The sequence below is a fragment of the Janthinobacterium algoris genome (genome assembly GCF_051380935.1).
Lineage (GTDB): Bacteria > Pseudomonadota > Gammaproteobacteria > Burkholderiales > Burkholderiaceae_D > Janthinobacterium.
In genome coordinates this window covers 122,752-140,321 of sequence record NZ_JBNYXZ010000007.1, presented here as the reverse complement: position 1 = coordinate 140,321, position 17,570 = coordinate 122,752, and the positions used below count along the sequence as shown (strand labels likewise).

The following is a 17,570-nucleotide window of genomic DNA, read 5'->3' as shown; positions in this document are numbered from 1 at the left end:
TATTTATCTTAAAACGAGACGCTTGACGTCTCAATCTAAGGTCTCACTGAGGGCCGAAGTGCCGCAGCTGCGCCAGCAGGCGCTCGCGCACGGCAGAATGGCGCTGCGGGTCCCACGCCATGTACAGGTCGAGCTGGCGCAAGGCCTCGGGCGCATCACTTTGCAGCGGGAGCATGACGACACCGGCGGGCATGCACACGGCCAGGCTGGCCGGCAGCAGGGCCACGCCGAAACCGGCCGTCACCAGGCCCAGCACCGTTTGCAGGCGGCGCGCCTGCTGCACCACGTGCGGCACGAAGCCCGCATGCAGGCACAGGCTGGCCAGCTGGTCATGGAAACCCTGACCCAAGTCGCGCGGCGAGGCGACGAAATCATCAAAGGCCAGGTCCGCCAGGTCCACGCTTACCTGCGCCGCACAGCGGTGGTCGGACGGCAGTGCCACCACAATGTCTTCGCCGGACAGGCGCTCGAAATGCAAGCCTGGCGTGCTGCGCCCCGGCGCGCGCAGCAGGGCGATATCGACCTCGCCCTGCTCCAGCCACTCGGCCTGTTGCTGCGTCGACGCTTCGCGCAAGGTGAATTGCACGGCGGGCGAGGCGGCGCGGAAAGCGCGCAAGGCTTGCAATACGTGGGCATACGGCGTGATGTGGATGAAACTCAGGCGCAAGTGCCCCTCGATGCCCTGCGCCACGCGGCGCGTGGCCGCCACGCCCTCTTCCAGGCTGGCCAGCACTTGGCGCGCCGTAGTCAGAAAAGTGCTGCCGGCCGGCGTCAGACTGACCTTGCGGTTGGTGCGCTCGAAAACAGGGTAGCCGAGCGCCTCCTCCAGCCGCAGGATCGCCTGCGACAACGGCGGCTGCGCCATGTGCAGCCGTTCGGCCGCGCGGCGAAAATTGAGTTCCTCGGCGACGGCGATGAACTGGCGCAGCAGCCGGGTCTCTATCATGGGCCTTTTTTCGCCACCGCCAGGATATGCCGGGCGATGCCGCGCAAGATATTGACCTCTTCCGTTTCCAACCCCGTGCGCGAAAACAGGCGCTTCAGGCGCGGCATGAGCTTTTTCGGATTGTCGGCATCGAGGAAATCGATGGCCACCAGCGCCTGCTCAAGATGCGCATACATGCCGTCGACCTGCGTCAGGCTGGCCGCGTCGCCGTGGAAACCGACGGGACTGGCCGCCTGCGCATCGCCGAGGGCCGCCACGCGGCATTCATAAGCGACGACCTGCGCCGCCTGCGACAGGTTCAGTGAGGAATACGCGGGATTGGCGGGGATGTTGATCAGCACATTGCACTGCTCGACGATCTCGTTGGGCAAGCCAAAGCGCTCGTTGCCGAAGATGACGGCCGCGTGCAAGTCTGCGCTGGCGGCCAGCTGGCTGGCGATGGCGCGCGGGGCGGTAACGGGCGGCGAAAATTCGCGCAATCTGGCCGACACGGCCGCCGCGTAATTGCAGCCTTCGAGCGCCTCGGCAATCGAGCCGACGATGCGCGCGCCAGACAGAATATCCTGCGCGCCGCTGGCAAAGGCCACCGCTTCCGCGTCCGTCAAGGCATCGGGGAAACGAGGGTTGACCAGCACCAGATCGGAAAAACCCATCGTTTTCATGGCGCGCGCGACGCCGCCAATGTTGCCAGGACGACTAGTTTCGACAAGAATAAATCGCAGGCGTTTGAAAAGAGACGTGTTGATTTCGGGCAGATTCATTTAAAATAGCGCTATTGCGCGGTATCGATACAGGAAATTTCGGGAAACGGAGTCACAAAACGCTGACTCCAGGCCGGGATTTTAACCACTTCGGCACCGCTCCGCTCTTTAATTCATTCTTGCACTCTATCGTACCGGCGCCGCAAGGCGACCTTGGGCGGTCGCGTGCTTTTAACGGAAGCTCACATGCACCCAATGCTCAACACGGCGATCAAAGCCGCCCGCCGCGGCGCCGCCGTCATCAATCGCGCCTCTTTTGACCTCGACCGCGTCGTCGTCACGGAAAAACAACATAACGATTTCGTCACCGACGTCGACCAAGCGGCCGAACAAGCCATCATCGAGGTGCTGTCCAAAGCCTACCCGGACCACGCGTTCCTGGCTGAGGAATCGGGAGCTTCCGCCAACTCGCACGACGAGAATGAATATCAGTGGATCATCGACCCGATCGATGGCACCACCAACTTTATCCACGGCTTCCCGCAATACTGCATCTCGATCGCCCTCGCGCATCGCGGCGTCGTCACGCAAGCGGTCATCTACGACCCGGTCCGCAACGACCTGTTCACGGCCACCAAGGGCGCCGGCGCCTACCTGAACGAAAAACGCATCCGCGTCACCAAGCTGGACCGCATCTCGAACGCCCTGCTGGGCACCGGCTACGTGGCCGGCAGCGCCCGCGCGCTGGACGAATACCTGAAAATGTACGCGATCATGGGCGAACGCAGCCAGGGCGTACGCTGCGCCGGCTCGGCCGCACTGGACCTGGCCTACGTCGCTTGCGGCCGCCTGGACGGCTTCTACGAAAAAGGCTTGAAGCCTTGGGATATCGCCGCAGGCGCCCTGATGATCACGGAATCGGGCGGTATCGTCGGTGAATTTTCCGGCGAATCGGACTACCTGTACAAGGGCGACGTCATCGCCGCCAGCCCGAAGATCTTTGGCCAGATGATTACCCTGCTGACGCCATTCGCCTGATTGCCAGGCGCGCTCTGAGGTAAAAAAAGCTGCCGGAGTTTCCTCCGGCAGCTTTTTTTTGGTCCCTTCAGTTGCCACGCATGGCCGGCAGCAGCACGCGGTAAATCTGCAGGAACGCCGGCCCCATCAGTACTACCATCAACGATGGAAAGATGAAAAAGATCAGCGGAAACAGCAGTTTGAGGGCGATCCTGGCCGCCGTTTCTTCGGCGCGCTGGCGCCGCTTGGTGCGCAGCTGGTCGGACTGCACGCGCAGCGACGCGGCTATACTCGTGCCGAAGCGCTCGGCCTGGATCAGCAGGGTCACCAGCGCATCCACATCCTCCACCCCGGTGCGCAGGGCCAGGTTGCGCAAGGCCTTGTCCTTGGCGCTGCCGGCGCGCAGCTCCAGCGTCACCAGTTGCAGCTCTTCGGCCAGGACCGCGCTTTTCAGCCCGATTTCCTGCGCCACGCGCGCCAGGGCCGCATCCATCGCCAACCCCGCTTCGACACACACCGTCATCAGGTCCAGCGCATCGGGAAAGGTCTCGAACACTTCGCGCTGACGCTGTTTCACGCAGCGCGACAGCCAGACATTGGGCAGGTAATAGCCGAGGGCGGCGGCCGCGACCAGCCACAACGGCAAATTGTGCCCGCCTTGGCGCAGCAGAAAGTACACCAGCAGCGGCAAGCCCACGAACAAGCCGGTCTTGGCCGCGTAAAACAGCGCGGGCGCGGCCTGGCTGCGCCAGCCGGCATGGACGAAGCGGCTGCGGATGGGCGAACTTTCCCAACCCTCGTCCGGCAGCGACAACCTGGCCAGCGGGCGCGTCAGGCTGACGGCGTGCACCAGCCAGCGCCGCCGGGCAAGGCGCTCCCTGTCGCCGGCGGCGCCGGCATCGCCCAGCGCCTGCAGCCGCTCCTGCACCGCATTGCCAGCAAGCAGGCGCAGCATCAGCAGGGCCAGCGCGAAAACAATCAGGAACAACAGGCCCAGCAAAGCCAACTGCGCCGCACTCATGTTACTCATCGTATCTTTTCTTTCATATCACACCCGGATATTGATAATTTTTCTGATGCCGAGCACGCCAACCATCAGCAAGCCCAACGCCACGCCGACCATCTTGCGCCCGCCCGCATCCGTGTACAGCACGGCAATAAACTGCGGATTCATCATGTGCATCATCAGCGCCGCGCCAAACGGCAGCAAACCCAGAATCCAGGCCGACATGCGCCCTTCGGCCGACAGCACGCGCACCTGACCCAGCAATTTCAGGCGATCGCGGATGATGGCGCTGATGCTGCTCAGCAATTCAGTCAGGTTGCCGCCCGTTTCGCGCTGGATCAGCACGGCGATGACGAAATAGCGCAAGTCCGTGCTGGGAACGCGCGCGGCCAGGTTGCCCAGCGCATCGGCCATCGCGACGCCGAAACTGACTTCGTCGAACACCGCGCGGAACTCTTCAGCCAGCTGCCCCGTCATTTCCTCGCCCACCATTTTCAGCGCCGTCGGAAAGGCATGGCCGGCACGCATGGCGCGGCCCATCAGGTCGAGCGCATCCGGCAGTTGCTGCTCGATGCGCACCAGCCGCTTGCTCCTGGCGCGGCGCACCAGCAGATACGGCAGCGCGGCGCCGCCCACGCTCATGCCAAGGCGCACATACCATGGCAGCGGCAGCGCGCTGGCCACCAGCAGGCCCGCCGTCCAGCCCAGCGTGCAATAGCCCAGGAAGCCAGCCACGCGCCAGCGCATGCCCGCCTGCAGCAGTAGCTGATCGAGGCGCCGCGCGCCGGGCAAGCCTTCCAACATGCCTTGCAGCAGCGGATTGGTGCTCAGTGGGCGCTGCTTGGTGATCGACAGGGCTTGTTCGCCGCCGCTGGCCGTATACATGGCCTGCAGGCGCCGCGCCACTCGCGCCGCGCCCGCCCCGCGCGCCGCTTGCCACGCCAGCCAGGCGCCAGCCATCAGCAGCAGGACGGCCAGGAAGAGGAGCAGATAGACAAGGTAAGAAAGCATGGCGGGTCAGCGTCCCGCCGCGGCAGGTTCGAACAAGGCGCCCGATACGCCGATGCCAAAGCTATTCAGCCGCTCGAGAAAGCGCGGGCGGATGCCGCTGGCCGAGAAATACCCGACCACCGCGCCGCCCTCGGCCACGCCGGTCTGCCTGAAACTGAAAATTTCCTGCATCGTGATGACCTCCCCTTCCATGCCCGTGATTTCCTGGATCGACGTGACCTTGCGCTTGCCATCGATCAGGCGCGACACTTGCACCACCACCGACACGGCCGAGCTGATCTGCTGGCGGATGGCCTTGCTGGGCAGGTTGGCCGCCGCCATGCTGATCATGTTTTCCAGCCGCGTGATGGCGTCGCGCGGCGTGTTGGCGTGGATGGTCGCCATCGAGCCTTCATGGCCCGTGTTCATCGCGCCCAGCATGTCAAGCGCCTCGGCGCCGCGCACCTCGCCCAGGATGATGCGGTCCGGGCGCATGCGCAGCGCATTGCGCACCAGCGCGCGTTGGCTCACCTCCCCCTTGCCTTCGATATTGGCGGGGCGCGTTTCCAGGCGTACCACGTGCGGCTGCTGCAATTGCAGCTCGGCCGCGTCTTCCACCGTCACGATGCGTTCGGTCTGGCCGATAAAGCCGGACAGCACGTTGAGCATGGTGGTCTTGCCGCTGCCCGTGCCGCCGGAAATGAGGATGTTCATCTTCGCCTTGCCGAGGCCCTGCAGCACCTCGGCCATCTCGGCCGTCATGCTCTGGTAGGCGACCAGGTCGGCCAGGCGCAGCGGGTCGACGGAGAAGCGCCGGATCGACATCACCGGGCCGTCGATCGCCAGCGGCGGAATGATGGCGTTGACGCGCGAACCATCGGGCAGGCGCGCATCGACCATGGGGCTCGATTCATCGATGCGGCGGCCCACGCGCGAGACGATCTTGTCGATGATTTTCATCAGGTGGGCGTCATCGTCGAAGCTGACGTCGGTCAGCTCCAGGCGGCCGGCGCGCTCCACATAGACCTGCTTGTGGCCATTGACCAGAATGTCCGACACGCTGGCATCCGAGAGCAGCGTTTCGAGCGGCCCGAAGCCCAGCATCTCGTGCTGGATGTCGCGCGTCAGGCTCTTGCGCTCGGCGTCGTTGATGACCACCGCCTCTTCCTCCAGCAAGCGCTCGACCAGGCCGCGCAATTCTTCGCGGATGCGCTCCTGCGACAGGCGCTGCATGCTTTCCAGGTCGACCCGTTCGAGCAGCAGCCCATGGATGCGCAGCTTGAGGTCACGGTAGCCGTGGTTGTCGATGACCGCCATGCGTTGCGGCGCGAGCGCGGCGATCTTGGCGCTGCCTAGCCGTTCGCGGATGGACAAGACGGCGATGGGGGAACTAGCCATGAAATGCTCCTGTTCTAGGATGTGGATCGAGCGCGTGGATCAGGCGCGCCGCAAAACGCGGCCGAGCCAGCCCTGGCGCGCCGTGCTGGCCGCGCCGCCGGCCAGGCTGGCGGCGAATTCCTGCAGCGAGCGGGTAATCGGGCTGGCTTTGTCGAGCTGTAAAATCGGCACGCCCTGGTTGACCGAGGCGGCCGCCGAGGCGTAGTGATTCGGCACGGTGCGGTAGACCGTCGTGCCATACGCCGCCTCCAGATCGCGCAGGCGGATTTCGCCGCCCTTGTCGTGACGGTTGACGATGATATGCACCTTGTCCTTGGCGTATTCGAGCGAGCGGAACATGCCCAGCAGGCGCTTGCCGTCGCGGATGTAGGGCAAGGTCGCCTGCAGGACAGGAAAAATCATGTCGGCGTGGTCCAGCGCGCGCACGCTGACGGCGTCAAGGTTGCGGCCCACGTCGAGCACGATGAAATCGTACTGGCGCCTGGCCTGCTTGATGATGGCGTCGATGTGTTCGGGCGCCACTTCGCTGGCGTGGGCCGGGTCCTCGGGCGCGGCCAGCACGCTGTAGTTGGGCAGGATGTGCAGCATGCTCGATCCCAGGAACGAAGAGTCGAGCCGGTGGATGTCGCGCGTGACGTCGGACAGCGTGGCCAGCGGCTTGTTCTCGGAAACGAAGAGCGAGGCATCGCCAAAATGCAAATTCATGTCGATCAGGGCAACGCGCTGCTGGCCGCCGGCGGCCAGCGCATAACCGAGGTTGCTGGCAATGAAGGTGGCGCCGCTGCCGCCCTTGCAGGAGATGAAGGCCAGCACCTTGCCGTTGCCTTGCTCGCGCCGCTCCAGCTTTTCCTCGATGCGTTCGAGCGCCGCATACAGGCAGGCCGGCGCGGCGGGAAACGGCAACACGTCGCGCACGCCTGCACGCATGGCCTGCAGCAGGAATTCAGGCGCCTGATGGTGGCACAGCACGATGAAGGCCATGCGCGGATGCAGGTTGCTGAGGCGCTCGATGGCGGCCAGGTCGGCGCCGTCGTTCGATGGACGGTCGAAGATCAGCACGTCGGGCAGGGACTGCGCCGCCTGCAGCGGTTCGAGCGTTTCGCCGCCTGTGTTGATCTCGTCGAGCCGATTGCGGCTGCGCAGCAGCCGCCCCAGTTCGGACAGCGTTTTTTCATCCCTGGAATTGATGGCGATTTTCACGATATGCCTTGCTTGTTCTGTGATGACGATGCCAGGTTCACTGGCGCGCCCCGACGCCGATGGTAAAAGCGGCCGCTTGCGGCGCGGGCGCGGCAAAGCTTTTCTGATATGCCGTGTAGGCGGCATGGGCGGCCTTGCCGTCCATGCCGGCCACGGGGTCGCGGTTCGCGCCCGCCTGCGGCGACAGCACTTGCCGCAAGCGCAGTTGCTCGACGCTGTGGCCAAACTGGCGGTCCAGGTTCGGGGTGGCGGCGCAGCCGCTGACGGCCAGGGCGGCCAGCAGCACGGGGAGAAAAAGGGAATGCTGCATGATGTGCTCCTATTGAATGTCCGGGCCGGCCGGCGCTGTCTGCGTGGCCGCTTCCTGGCGTGGCCGTGGCGCGGCGGCGCCTTCCATTTTTCCTTGCAAGAAGAACTCGCCGCGACTGGGCGCCACATAGGCGTCAGTCGGCAACACGATGTCGCCATCGAGCGCTCTGTCGAGTGGCTTGACCAGGTGCGGCGTGATGATGAACACCAGCTCGGTACGGTCGGTCTGGAAATCGCTGCTGCGGAACAGCGCGCCCAGCACGGGAATCTCGCCCAGGAAGGGCAAGGCCTTGATATTGGTCGTCACATTGTTCTTGATCAAGCCGCCAACGGCAAAGCTCTGGCCGTCGAACAGCTGCACCGTGGTGGTGGTGCGCCGCGTGGTAAATGCCGGCAACACCGCATTGGCGGCGGCGCCCCCGCCGGTGGTGATGCCGATGCCTTCGCGGTTCAGCTCCGACACTTCCGGCGCCACCTTCAGATTGATGCGTCCGCCTTCCAGCACGGTGGGCGTGAACTTGACGGCAATGCCGAATTCCTTTTCCTCCAGCGTGATCTTGTTGGTGGTGCTGTCTTGTGCGACCGGAATGAAAATCTTGCCGCCCGCCAGGAAACTGGCTTCCTGTCCACTGATGGCCATGATGTTCGGTTCGGCCAGCACCTTGACCAGGCCGTCGCGCTTTTGCGCATCCAGCGTCAGCCCGTTGCCATTCTTGCCGTGCACGGCGCCCAGCTGGCTCGGGTTGCCGCTGAGCAGGTTCGACAGCAGGCCGTAGGTCCAGTTGCCACGCGTGCCGCTGATCCCCACGCTGGCGCCCAGCTGGTCGACCAGGGTCTTCGACACTTCGGCGATTTTCACTTCCAGCATGACCTGTTGCGGCGCCGCGATCGATAGCATATTGATGACCTTGACGCCACCGGCCGCACTGGCGGCGCCGTCGGCCGGCGCGGCCGCTTCGCCGGCGCCGCGCTGCGCATAGGCCTGCGCCATCTCCAGTATCTGGCTGGCCTTGACGCTGTCGCTCACCTGCCCCGACAGCACGATGCTGCCGCCGGCCGCGCCAGCCTTGACGGCGCGCTCGCCAGGGAAGACATAAGCCAGCTGCGCTTGCAAGCCCTCGACATCGATCTCGACTTCAATATCGACGATCACGGGGCGCTGCTGCCGGTCCCACAGGATCAGGTTGGTGCTGCCGGGGGCCAGGCCCCAGACGAACAGCTGGCTGGACGAGCCCAGCATCCTGGCGCCGGCCACCCGCGGATCATTGACGGCGATCTGCGACACCGGCAGGCTCAGGCTGCGCAAGGTGGACTTGCCCACGGCGATGCGCACGGGCGCGCCCAGGCGGGCAATATCGGCGCCCAGCGACATGGCCGGCGCCGCGACTGGCGACATGACGGCCTGCCTGGCCGGCGCCGCCGCGATGGCGCTGCCCGGCAAAGCCAGGCCTGCCGCCACGCCGCCCAGCGCCAGGCTCAGGCGCATGCCCGCACTCGAGGCGTGCTTACGAAATTTGTTCATCGATCATCCTTGCTCGCTTGCCTGCTGATTTTTAAAATTGCTGGACGCTGGTATCCATGCCCTTGATGACGGTGATGCTGTCGCGCGCGGCAGCGCGTGCCGGGGCCGTTTGGCGCCGCGCCGCGCGCACCGGCGCGGCCGCCGGCGCCTTCAGTTCCAGCAACGATTCCTTGGTAGCGCCGCCCGTGTTGACGGGCGCCGGATCGACCTGGTTGCGCAGCACCAGCGACAGACTGCCCACGCTGCGCGCCAGGTCCAGCTTTTCCACCTGCTCCGGCGTCAGCTCCAGGGTCACGGCATTGACCACCTTGGGCTTGTTGTCATCGCGGCCGGACTCCTGCGCCACGGCCAGCACCAGGATGCGTTCCAGCACGATCTTGGAAATGGCCAGCGGCCCGCCGCCCGCCGGCCTGGCGCGGTCATCCTGCGTATGCACGAGAATGTCGACGAAATTGCCCGGCAAGGCGAAACCGGCCACGCCCACCACGTCATTCACGCGCACGGTCATGGCACGCTTGCCGGCAGCCACGATGGCCGACAGGCCACCGGTGGCGCCGGGCGGCGCGAGCTTGCTTTCCAGGACAGGCTCGCCCCTGCTGACGGCGGTGCGCGTGATACGCCCGTCCAGCGCGCCAGTCTCGCCAAACGCCCCCGGCGGCATGGCGCCCGCCGGCCAGTCCATGCCGCGCAGCATGGCCGGCGTCACCTTCGCGCCCACACCGATATCGACTAGCGCGACCATCACCGTCTGGCTGGCCGGCACGCCTTGTCCTGCCATCCAGCGCGCCGCCGCCAGCACGGCGCCTCCCGCCATCAGCAATGCCAGCAGCAGCACGATCACAACGCGGCTATTTCTCATTACTTATCCTCTCGATGTTGATCCTGCCGATGACGCAGGGTTTTCCGGGCGTACGCGGCCATCTCGGTGCCGGGCGCGTCATGCATATCCGCCGGCAGCCAGGGCCAGCCAGATGGCGGTGCCGACGGCAATGGCGATCGCGTACGGCAAGTTGCCGCTCGGCGCGGCGGACGCGCCGACCTGCGGCAGCTCGCCTGCCGCGGCACGCAGCCAGCCTTGCAGCAGCAATTGCCAGGCATTGCTCATCGCCTGGCGCAGCGTGCCCCGGCACAGGGCGACGGCCAGCGCCAACACGCCGCCAGCAAGCAGACTGCACAGCACCGCAAACACGGCGGGGCGTGGGCCAAGAAAGGCCCCCACCATCGCCATCAGCTTGACGTCGCCCGCGCCCAGCGCCTTCATCGCATACATGGGCAGCAGCAAGCCCAGGCCGACCGCCAGGCCGACCAGCGCCAGCCACGGCCCGGCCGGCGTCACTCCGGGCAGCGCCAGGCTGTTGAGCAGCACGCCAAGCAAGGCGCCGGAAAACACCAAGCGGTTGGGAATGCGCCGGCGGCGCACGTCATGCCAGACAGCTGCGGCAAGCAGCCACCACAAGACAATGGCGGGGCTGAACGTCCAGAAAGAATGAGGGTCCATCGTGTACCTGATGCAAGCCGAGCACATGACAGCATGCGCATCGTTGGGCGGGAAGTCGACAGGCCGGTCCGCATGGGCAGCCGGCCTGCCGGGGTGATGCGCGGTGGGCAGGCGCCTTAGATCGCCGCGCCCGTCAGCTTGGTGCCGATCGCCTTGAAGGCGCCATCGAGGCCGGTGGTGAAATAGCCGACGGCCGTTACCAGCGCAGCAGCCACCAGCGCAGCGATCAGCGCATATTCGATGGCAGTCACGCCATCTTCTTCGGCGATAAAGTTTTTAATGAAATTCATATTATTCCCTTTCATGTCAAATTTTAAAAATTATAAAAACTGAAAATACAGTCTGAAAATAAAAACATTATCTTTGTTTTTATTTGCCAATTTCTGATGCGTGTATTTTATATAAACAAACATTAAATCGAATCAGAGAAAAGTCATTTTATGCGCAGTACAAACCATCTTAATTTTTTGTTCATAAACAGGACATATGTACTGTCATTCCGCAGGCATGGGCTCGGCCAGCCGGTTGCGGGTGGCGTACACATATAATTCCAGGCGGTTGGTGACATCGAGCTTGCTGTAGATCGATGTCAAATGATTACGCAAGGTTTGCTCCGAGATAAAAGCGCGCTGGGCTATCGCGCGGTTCAGCGCGCCATTTCCTTCCACCATCATGGCAACGATCTTGCGCTCCTTCAGCGTCAGCCTAGCGATCCGCTGCTCTTCCGGATCAGGCGCCGCCTCCGGCTTGTTCAGCACTCCCAGCATGCTGTCGAGCAGCGCCGGATCGAGGCACAATTCGCCTTGATGCAGGCGGGCGATGGCGTCGACCATTTGCTTGACCGGCGTTTCCTTGCCCATCACCGCGCGCGCGCCACTGCGCACAGCGCGCCCGCATGCGGCCTGGTCCTGCGTGCCGCTGAACAGCAAGGCCCGCGACACGCCATTGCCGAGCAGCTCCGGCAGATAATCGATGGCGCAGGCGCCGCCGCAGCCAAGATCGGCGTCGAGCACGATGACATCGGGACACAGGGTCCGGGCCAGCAGCAGCGCGCTATCGATCTCGGTGGAGCTGGCCACCACCTGCATCGCCGGCTGGGCGCCGGCGAGCAACTGCTCCAAGCCCCACAGCCAGGTCTTGTGATCCGACACCAGCATGACGCGTATGACATTTTTTGTTGACATGCTTTACCTCTTTACTTGAAGCACACTCCCATCGGGGGCATGTTGTTGATCCGAATCGGCTTGCCTGCCTCGTCCGCGCGCCTTCTGCCGCCGCGTGCAGGGGAAAGAAGTCATGGGGGCACAAAGGAAGAGGCCTTGGTCCGGCACGCGCAAACGCGGTGCGTGCCCCAGGCCGGCGGTCGCCGCATGCCGGGCGTGTGCCGATGGATGGGCAGCGTGGCCAGTACGGGCGCGCCGCGGGCGCGCCATCGCTGCTGCCACCGCTGCTGTTGCTTACGTTGCAGCATTTTTGTTGAATCACCTTGCAAAACAAGTCCTTGCCTGCACGCAGGACAATCCTGACACCAGGCTTGTTTTCATACCCGCGCATATTACTCCCGGCCCTGTAAGGACGGGGCCGGCACACTTGAAATAACGCAGTTAATTACGATTATCTTGACCTGTAATAATTTAAATGACGGCCACGCCCTTGAAAATCGATATAGAATAATCGCCAGTCAAATGGCCCAATGCCAGCCGCCCGACATTCGTCATCGCGGAACTTAACCGGATTATTCCAATGCGTTTAAAACAGGTCGATTCCCGCATATTCCGCAAGCAAAGCGGACAGGGCGGCACCACGCTGGTTGAATTGGCCCTGATAGCACCGGTCTTTCTCATGCTGATAATCGGCATCATTGAATTGAGCATGGCCTATTTTGCCAATATGACCATGCAGCATGCCGTACGCGAAGGCGCGCGCTATGCCGTCACGGGGGCCAAAGACCTCGATCCTGACAGCGCCAACCAGCAGCGCTACCAGGCCGTGATGCAAAAAATACGCGACAGTTCCATGGGCATGTATGACAAGGTCAGCCCCGTGATCTCCGTCAACGGCAGCGCTGCGGTCGGCGCCGCCATGTTCGGCCAGGCCGGCGATATCGTCGTCATCTCCGTCGATTGCCGCTGGGCATTTGCCACGCCCATGATCAGGGCCCTGTTCCACGACGGTCAGGCGCATTTCGTGGTGGCCGCCACCATGCGCAATGAAAGCTTTGGCGGCCTGTGATGCGCTGCAGCCTACCTGCGCGGCGCGGTGCGCGCGGCATCGCCGCCGTGGAATTTGCCATCGTGCTGCCGCTGCTGGCACTGCTGCTGTTCATGGTGGTCGACATGTCGCGCGCCATCCAGGCCAAGATCATCCTGCTCAACATCAGCCGCGAAGGCGCCAACTTGTCCGCGCGCGCCACGTCCGACCTGAGCGGCTCCAGCCAGAGCATCATGAATGCGCTGGCCGCCACCACCCCGCCGCTGGACATGTCGGCGCGCGGCATGATCTACATCACCAAGATCATGGGCTACGCCGCCGGCCCGAATGGCAGCGTGCGCAATATCGTGCTGGAGCAGTACCGCTGGAACGCGGGCGCGCAGCGCAACGCCTACCAGCCGGACAGCCAGGTATGGCAGTGCGCCAGTTGGGCTGCGAACGGCGCCTGCGACAATATCGGCAAGAACGACACGGCGACGGGCGTGGACCTGATGCAGGGCCAGCTAGCCGATGGCGAACTGATCTATGCAGTGGAGACGTTCTACCATTTCGACATGCTGTTCGGCACGATCGATACGCGTGCCGGCAAGGCGCCGCTGCTCGGCCCCGACCTGTATTCAATGACGGTATTCTGATGCGCGCACCAGACAAAAAACAGGCGGGACAGGTATTGGTGATGGTGGCGCTGTCGGCCGTCGTGCTGATCGGCTCGGTAGGACTGGCGCTCGATTCCGCGCTCGGCTACCTGGTCAAGGCCAAGCTGAATGCGGCTGTCGATGCCGCCAGCCTGGCGGCGGCGCGCGGCGTGAGCACCGGCGACAGCCGCGACGCGCAGGAGGCCAATGCGCGGCTGTCGGCACAGAAGTTCTTCAACATCAACTACCCCGACAAATTCCTGCTCTCCACACCGACGCTCGATCAGGTCGGCGTGCATTTCGACGGCGGCACCGTGACGGTCGACGTGGCGGCCAGGGCCTCGCTGCCCGTCTCGCTGATGGGCGTGCTCGGTTTCAAGACGCTGGAAGTGTCGGCACGCGCGCAAACCGTCCGCAAGGACCTCGACATGGTGCTGGTGATGGATACCTCCGGCTCCCTCCGGCTCAATGCCGAAGCGGTGAAGGCGGCGGGCATCGCTTTCCTCGACAAATTCAATGCCAGCGTGGACCGGGTCGGCCTGCTGCATTTCGCCAGCGGCGCGCAGATCGATTTGCCGATCCGCACCGTCGACCGCGGCTTCGACCGCTTCGCCGCCAGCGCCGCCATCGGCCAATACCATTTCGACGGCGGCACCAATTCGGCCGAAGGCATGTGGCATGCCCGTAACCAGCTCGGCAAGATAGATGCTTCCCGGCGCTCCAGCCTGCGCGTGATCGTATTTTTTTCCGATGGCTCGCCGGCCGCGTTTTCTTCCCACTTTTTCCCGGCCGACAGCGGCAACTGCCGCAAGGCGGGGTCGATCGCCACCCCGACCGACCTGCCCCAGGGTTCGGCCACGGGCGTGGACGGCCTGTACCGGATCGATGCGGCCAGCGACAAGCTCAGGCCGTTCAATGACTGCAAGGCCGGCGACGTGACCAGCCTGCCTGACTGGTACAACGCCAGCCACGACGGCGACACGGCCGGCCAGGCGGCCTTGCGGGAATTTCCCATCGTGACCAATGCGCCGCGCGTCGTCACCAGTTCACTGTCGACGCCGCAACGCGGATGGACCAATGTGCACCGCGCCTCGCGCAACCTGGTCGAAGCGATGGCGGCCAAGGCGCGCCAGGAAGACATCTTCATCTTTACCCTGGGCATGGGCGGCTCGCTGACCAAGCCCGAGGGCCCTGACAAGGAAAAGGGCGAAGACTTGCTGCGCTGCCTGGCCAATGCGCCCGATGCGAAAGCGACTTGCCGCAAACCGGCGGAACCCATGGGCCTGTATTGCTACGCGGCCACCGAAAGCGAGCTGAGCCCCTGCTTTACCCGGCTCGCCTCGGCCATCCTGCGCATTTCCAAATAAGGCCCGGCCGCTTGCTAGAAAGCGAAGCAGCTGCAGCCCAGCGTGCCCCAGAAACCGGAAAAATCGCTGATCGGCACGGCCGACTTGCGCGCCCGGTCGTGGGCATGCGCATGCACGCCGCAGGCGCCCGCGCACTGGTGCGGCAGCAAGGCTTGCGTTTGCGCAACCACGGGACGGTAATGACCGGGCACCGTGCGCACGGGCGACCACTCGGGCAGCACGGGAATCAAAGGCGGCGCCAGGGTCGCAAATTCCGCCTGGCCGTATACGATTTTCCCACCCACCATGGTCAGCACGGATTCGATGGACTTGATCGCTTCTTCCGGCAGCGTAAAATAATCGGCCGACAGTACACTCAGGTCGGCCAGCATGCCTGCACGGATGCGGCCCTTCTTGCCTTGCTCACTGGAAAACCAGGCGCTGCCCGCCGTCCACAGTTCCAGCGCCGTGTCGCGCGACAATCTGCCCGCCGCATCCGTCAGGGCCAGGCCGCCCACGGTGCGCCCGGAGACCAGCCAGTACAGCGCCGTCCACGGGTTGTAGCTGGCCACCCGCGTGGCATCCGTGCCGCCGCCCACGGGCACGCCCGCGTCCAGCATGCGCTGCACGGGCGGCATGGCCTTGGCTGCGTCGGCGCCATAGCGCTCGACAAAATACTCGCCCTGGAAAGCCATGCGGTGCTGGATGGCCAGGCCGCCGCCCAGCGCCTTGACGCGGTCGATATTTTTAGGGCTGATGGTTTCCGCATGGTCGAACAGCCAGTGCAAGCCGCCGAACGGCGTGTCGCGGTTGACCTTTTCAAACACGTCGAGCATGCGGCTGATCGATTCGTCATAGGTGGCGTGCAGCCGGAAGGGCCAGCGCTGTTCGACCAGATGGCGCACGACTTTTTCCAGTTCATCTTCCATGCCGGCCGCCAGCTCCGGGCGCGGCTCGAGGAAATCCTCGAAGTCGGCGGCGGAAAAGACCAGCATTTCGCCGGCGCCGTTATGGCGATAGAAATCCGTGCCGTCGCCCGGTTTCACCATGCCCGTCCACTTCTGGAAGTCCTGCAATTCCGCGCCCTTGTTTTGCGTGAACAGGTTGTAGGCGATGCGGATGGTCAACTGCTCTTTTTGCGCCAGTTCGTCGACGACGGCGTAATCCTCGGGATAATTCTGGAAGCCGCCGCCCGCGTCGATGGCGCTGGTGATGCCAAGGCGGTTCAATTCGCGCATGAACTGGCGCGTGGAATTAACCTGCAATTCCAGCGGCAGCTTCGGGCCTCTGGCCAGGGTCGCATACAAGATCATGGCGTTCGGCCGGGCGATCAGCAGGCCGGTCGGGTTGCCCGCCGCGTCGCGCACGATTTCGCCGCCCGGCGGGTTTGGCGTATTTTTATCGTAGCCGACGGCGCGCAGGGCGGCGCGGTTCAGCAAGGCGCGGTCGTACAGGTGCAGGATGAAGACGGGCGTGTCCGGCGCGGCCGCGTTGATTTCATCCAGCGTCGGCATGCGTTTTTCCGCGAACTGAAATTCCGTCCAGCCGCCCACCACGCGCACCCATTGCGGATTCGGCGTGCGCAAGGCTTGCTCCTTGAGCATGCGCAAGGCGTCGGCCAGCGAGGGCACGCCTTCCCAGCGCAATTCCAGGTTGTAGTTCAAGCCGCCGCGGATCAGGTGCAGATGCGAGTCATTCAGGCCGGGAATCACCGTGCGGCCATCGAGATCGATTATCTGCGTGGCGGGGCCGCGATGACGCATCACGTCGTCAACGTCGCCCACGGCGAGGAATTTTCCATCGGCGATGGCAACGGCGGACGCCAGCGGCTGCGTCCTGTCGACCGTGTGGAAACGGCCATTCAACAAGATCGTGTTTGCGTGCATGGGAACTCCCGAATCAGGTGAAAAAACGGCCCTGCCGGCGGGCGGCGGGGCCTGGGCATCAGTGAAAAATCAATGGCCTTCGCTAGCATTGAACATGGATTTGGCGTAGATCAGACCCAGGCCATAGCCGCCGCCGTGCGCCACGGCCGTCGCCACCGTTTCATTGTAGGTCTCGCCACGGGCCCAGTCGCGCTGCAGTTCCAGCAAGTATTGCACGGACGTCATCGGCTGCGCCCCCGCCTGCAGCATGCGTTGCATCGCCATCGCATGCGCTTCGTCGGAGACGTCGCCGCTGGCGTCGGCGATCACATACACTTCAAAACCCTGCTCCAGCGCCGACAGCGCGGGGCCGACGATGCAGACGGACGTCCACAGACCGGCCAGCACGATCTTGCCCTTGCCGTAGCCATTCACCTTGTCGGCGATGCGCGCATCTTCCCAAGTGTTCATCGTGGTGCGGTCGACCGGCGCCTGCTCGGGGAAGACGGACTGGATTTCATCGAAGATGGGGCCGGAGAACGATTCCGCTGCCACCGTCGTCAGGATCGTCGGCACCTTGAATTCAAACGCCGCCTTGGCCACCAGGGCCGCGTTGTTGCGCAGCAGGGCCAGGTCGATGGAGCGGGTGGCGAACGCCATCTGCGACTGGTGGTCGATCATGATCAGGGTATGATCGTTCGGGGTCAGCAGTTTTTGTGCGGCTTGGGCGGTAGCGATAGGCATGATGTTTTCCTTAGTGAAAATAATTGAATATGAAAAAAGGATGTCGTTATACGGTGTTTCTGCTCCTGCCCTTGCGTCACACTGTGTATTCCGGGCCAGTGCTATGCAGTATGAACGAGATACTTTGAAAACAAAAACGGAAAGAATGCCAAGCTATATGCGATTTTTTCGATGATACAGAA

The 17,570-nt window shown here is 63.8% G+C and carries 18 protein-coding genes; 4 read left to right on the top strand and 14 right to left on the bottom strand.

What is annotated here, in order from left to right; translation table 11 throughout:
* Positions 1-43 precede the first annotated feature (43 nt).
* Positions 44-946, bottom strand: coding sequence for a LysR substrate-binding domain-containing protein (locus ACQ4W7_RS12580; protein WP_436530836.1), 903 nt, complete (start codon positions 944-946; stop codon positions 44-46).
* Positions 943-1,707, bottom strand: coding sequence for an RNA methyltransferase (locus ACQ4W7_RS12575; RefSeq protein ID WP_436530834.1), 765 nt, complete (start codon positions 1,705-1,707; stop codon positions 943-945). Before ACQ4W7_RS12575 ends, ACQ4W7_RS12580 begins: the two co-directional genes overlap by 4 nt.
* 195 nt (positions 1,708-1,902) lie before the next feature.
* Here ACQ4W7_RS12575 and ACQ4W7_RS12570 point away from each other — a divergent pair, with 195 nt between their 5' ends.
* A complete protein-coding gene (locus ACQ4W7_RS12570; protein WP_102122498.1) occupies positions 1,903-2,685 on the top strand; it encodes an inositol monophosphatase family protein in 783 nt (260 codons plus the stop codon).
* 67 nt (positions 2,686-2,752) lie between these two features.
* Here ACQ4W7_RS12570 and ACQ4W7_RS12565 read toward each other — a convergent pair whose 3' ends face one another.
* The 10 genes from ACQ4W7_RS12565 to ACQ4W7_RS12520 all read right to left on the bottom strand — a co-directional run bounded on the left by ACQ4W7_RS12565 (position 2,753) and on the right by ACQ4W7_RS12520 (position 11,771).
* A complete protein-coding gene (locus ACQ4W7_RS12565; protein ID WP_436531017.1) occupies positions 2,753-3,685 on the bottom strand; it encodes a type II secretion system F family protein in 933 nt (310 codons plus the stop codon).
* A 27-nt stretch (positions 3,686-3,712) separates the two neighbouring features.
* Positions 3,713-4,681 (bottom strand): type II secretion system F family protein, encoded by a 969-nt coding sequence (locus ACQ4W7_RS12560; RefSeq protein ID WP_436530832.1) that lies wholly within the window; start codon positions 4,679-4,681, stop codon positions 3,713-3,715.
* A gap of 6 nt (positions 4,682-4,687) precedes the next feature.
* Positions 4,688-6,034 carry a TadA family conjugal transfer-associated ATPase gene (locus ACQ4W7_RS12555; protein ID WP_436531015.1) on the bottom strand — a complete coding sequence of 449 codons (1,347 nt, stop codon included), beginning with the start codon at positions 6,032-6,034 and terminating at the stop codon, positions 4,688-4,690.
* A 63-nt stretch (positions 6,035-6,097) separates the two neighbouring features.
* Positions 6,098-7,258, bottom strand: coding sequence for a CpaE/TadZ family protein (locus tag ACQ4W7_RS12550; protein ID WP_436530830.1), 1,161 nt, complete (start codon positions 7,256-7,258; stop codon positions 6,098-6,100).
* A 37-nt stretch (positions 7,259-7,295) separates the two neighbouring features.
* Positions 7,296-7,568, bottom strand: coding sequence for a hypothetical protein (locus tag ACQ4W7_RS12545; protein WP_436530828.1), 273 nt, complete (start codon positions 7,566-7,568; stop codon positions 7,296-7,298).
* A gap of 9 nt (positions 7,569-7,577) precedes the next feature.
* The gene (locus ACQ4W7_RS12540) at positions 7,578-9,089 is read right to left on the bottom strand and encodes a type II and III secretion system protein family protein (RefSeq protein ID WP_436530826.1); all 1,512 of its coding nucleotides are present in this window, start codon (positions 9,087-9,089) and stop codon (positions 7,578-7,580) included.
* A 31-nt stretch (positions 9,090-9,120) separates the two neighbouring features.
* A complete protein-coding gene (cpaB, locus tag ACQ4W7_RS12535; protein ID WP_426072420.1) occupies positions 9,121-9,948 on the bottom strand; it encodes a Flp pilus assembly protein CpaB in 828 nt (275 codons plus the stop codon).
* 78 nt (positions 9,949-10,026) lie between these two features.
* Positions 10,027-10,587 carry an A24 family peptidase gene (locus ACQ4W7_RS12530; RefSeq protein ID WP_436530824.1) on the bottom strand — a complete coding sequence of 187 codons (561 nt, stop codon included), beginning with the start codon at positions 10,585-10,587 and terminating at the stop codon, positions 10,027-10,029.
* 116 nt (positions 10,588-10,703) lie between these two features.
* Positions 10,704-10,877, bottom strand: coding sequence for a Flp family type IVb pilin (locus ACQ4W7_RS12525; RefSeq protein WP_071650303.1), 174 nt, complete (start codon positions 10,875-10,877; stop codon positions 10,704-10,706).
* Positions 10,878-11,081: 204 nt separating this feature from the next.
* On the bottom strand, positions 11,082-11,771 hold the full coding sequence (locus tag ACQ4W7_RS12520; RefSeq protein WP_436530822.1) for a LuxR C-terminal-related transcriptional regulator: 690 nt from the start codon (positions 11,769-11,771) through the stop codon (positions 11,082-11,084).
* A 559-nt stretch (positions 11,772-12,330) separates the two neighbouring features.
* Between ACQ4W7_RS12520 and ACQ4W7_RS12515 the strand changes: the two genes are divergently transcribed.
* Genes ACQ4W7_RS12515 through ACQ4W7_RS12505 form a run of 3 tightly spaced genes read left to right on the top strand, consistent with a single transcriptional unit; the run spans position 12,331 to position 14,800 of the window.
* Positions 12,331-12,819 (top strand): TadE/TadG family type IV pilus assembly protein, encoded by a 489-nt coding sequence (locus tag ACQ4W7_RS12515; RefSeq protein ID WP_436530820.1) that lies wholly within the window; start codon positions 12,331-12,333, stop codon positions 12,817-12,819.
* The gene (locus ACQ4W7_RS12510) at positions 12,819-13,433 is read left to right on the top strand and encodes a TadE/TadG family type IV pilus assembly protein (RefSeq protein ID WP_436530818.1); all 615 of its coding nucleotides are present in this window, start codon (positions 12,819-12,821) and stop codon (positions 13,431-13,433) included. Before ACQ4W7_RS12515 ends, ACQ4W7_RS12510 begins: the two co-directional genes overlap by 1 nt.
* A complete protein-coding gene (locus tag ACQ4W7_RS12505; protein WP_436530816.1) occupies positions 13,433-14,800 on the top strand; it encodes a vWA domain-containing protein in 1,368 nt (455 codons plus the stop codon). Before ACQ4W7_RS12510 ends, ACQ4W7_RS12505 begins: the two co-directional genes overlap by 1 nt.
* A gap of 14 nt (positions 14,801-14,814) precedes the next feature.
* On the opposite strand, the gene ACQ4W7_RS12500 is transcribed toward ACQ4W7_RS12505, so the two are convergent.
* The gene (locus ACQ4W7_RS12500) at positions 14,815-16,665 is read right to left on the bottom strand and encodes an amidohydrolase (RefSeq protein ID WP_436530814.1); all 1,851 of its coding nucleotides are present in this window, start codon (positions 16,663-16,665) and stop codon (positions 14,815-14,817) included.
* Positions 16,666-16,734: 69 nt separating this feature from the next.
* Positions 16,735-17,388 (bottom strand): hydrolase, encoded by a 654-nt coding sequence (locus ACQ4W7_RS12495; RefSeq protein WP_436530812.1) that lies wholly within the window; start codon positions 17,386-17,388, stop codon positions 16,735-16,737.
* Positions 17,389-17,570: the final 182 nt, after the last annotated feature.